1 protein-coding gene and 2 pseudogenes are annotated in these 2,031 nt (G+C 31.1%); all 3 read right to left on the bottom strand.

Annotated features, from left to right (window positions below; translation table 11 throughout):
- Positions 1-704, bottom strand: a pseudogene (locus F3G98_RS10220) (hypothetical protein); the annotation flags it as partial.
- A complete protein-coding gene (locus F3G98_RS10215) occupies positions 705-1,457 on the bottom strand; it encodes a hypothetical protein (protein WP_149726113.1) in 753 nt (250 codons plus the stop codon).
- Between the two features lie 86 nt (positions 1,458-1,543).
- Positions 1,544-2,031, bottom strand: a pseudogene (locus tag F3G98_RS10640) (hypothetical protein); the annotation flags it as partial.

Below are 2,031 nucleotides of genomic sequence, written 5' to 3'. Positions count from 1 at the left end.
ATAGGTATAACATTATCTAGAAAGAAATTTATTAAAGAATTTACTTGAGTTGGTACGTGCCCACTAGCTAGCATTATATCAGCCCAAATGTCTGCTGGTTCTTCGGTTAAATTCATTTCAGTGCCTCTAAAAACCAATATCCTTTTATCATTGTCTTTTGTATCTTCAAAGAGCGTAGCACTAAAACCTTCATTATCATTTTTTTGATGTTTTAGAAGTCTAAATCTTGATGTGAAATTTTTGGTACGTTTGGAGAGATTGTCTATTGTGTAAAACAGCATTTGTTCTTTTGTTGTTTCATCGACATCTATAAATGAGTGGATACTGTTGTCTATTTTTTGTGGTTTAGGGTCTGATTTTTTAAGCTCGCTTGGTTTAAATATTTTTAAATCCTGCATAAATCTAGCTTCAACACAAAGGGCATAGGATGTAGGCATCTTTTTTACTTCGGTAGTAACATTGCCCTGCTCATCTGTTTTTATGCTTTTAATTTCTTTTTCATATAAAAAATTTGTACTATCGGCATAGTCCCATCTAGGATTTGGCGTCTTTAAAATTTTCTCATTATAAAATTTATCTGAAAAACTCCAAATTTCATTCTCATCTATGTATTCAAAAAATGCGTAACTAACGTCAGCAATATCAGCATAAACTCTTAGTTTATCTACCATCTCTTTATTTGTTAAATTCTTTAGAGTATTCATCTATTTATCCTTGTCTTTATTGCTGATTTTTTGAAATTTATTGTCTATGAAGTAAAATTTATTATCTCCAATTAGTCTTTGAGTGCTTTCCTTGGTAAATTTTATGCCACTTGCTTCGTCGCCATATAGTCCAAATATAACTTCTGTATAAAGTGTAGAAACTCCAATGCTTATAGGTATAATGGTGTCGTTGTCTATATAGAAATATCCTAAATTTATACTTAGATAATTTTCATATTTATCATAATCTTTACCCATAAATTCTTTTAGTTTTTCTTCATAGTTATTTAAAATTTTGTAGTTATCTATTTTTATATTATCTTTTCTTGAGTAATATCTCTTTCCATTAGACAATGTCTGAATAGGTGTTGATTGTTGGCTTGCAGTATCTTTTATAAATTTATCTTGTGCTTCACTATCGCTATTGGTATTATATCTTTGCCTAAATTTTTCTTTATTATTGTTCCAAACTTTGTTTAAAAAATATCCATCAGTAGTAACCTGTTTTTTAACAACAAGCTCACACTCGTTAGTTGTTTTGCTAGAGTAGCAATCTCTTAGCTCTTTTATCTCTTCCTCCCTCTTATCTATCTCCTTCTCCAGCTTCTCATCAAATACATAAACACCACCATATTTTTTAGCAATGCTCTCTTGCTCACTAGTTAGATCAGAAATTCTTATAAAGCCATTAAAATAAGCAAGTGGTAGCAGTATAAACAAGCAGATAAAAACTATAAATTTGACTTTTTTCATCATAAATCCTTTTAAATTTAAAACTATATAAGATATAAAATTTCTTTTAATTTTATTGTGATTATATTTACAATATTATTAATTTATTATGCGGCTAGATATATCTCTTTATAAACATCTCTTTTTATGCTACCCCTATCTAGTATAAGCGCTATATCCTGAGATTTGATACTCCTGCCAGCTTTGCTTTTTAGCACCACTTGGCCACCATGCGGGCAAGTGATGATGTCGTCTTCTATGACTGGGTGAGCGGTGAAATTTGTAGCTGTGGCGCCCAAAGGCATGCTTTGATGATTTACCGCCTCTCTATCTTGTGCTTGCTTCTCTTTTTCCTCATCATTGTTAGCTCTTTTTAGCTTTATATCCAAGCTACCCATCTCTATATCATAGCCAAGCACTCTTATACTAGTGTTTTTATTTGTGATATCAAGTGAGCCTTTAGAGCTTTCATCATCTATTGGGCTAAAGTAGTAAAAAGGCTTTTGCTCATCTTTGTTTTCAAAGAGATCGTGCTCTTTTTCATCTTTAAAATTTGTAAAGCCAAATTTATAGTCTTTAGCTTCGTTTGCACCTT

The organism is Campylobacter concisus (assembly GCF_902460895.1).
Classification (GTDB): Bacteria; Campylobacterota; Campylobacteria; order Campylobacterales; family Campylobacteraceae; genus Campylobacter_A; species Campylobacter_A concisus_BC.
The sequence above is the reverse complement of the archived record's forward strand: the minus strand, read 5'-3'. Positions and strand labels throughout refer to the sequence as shown.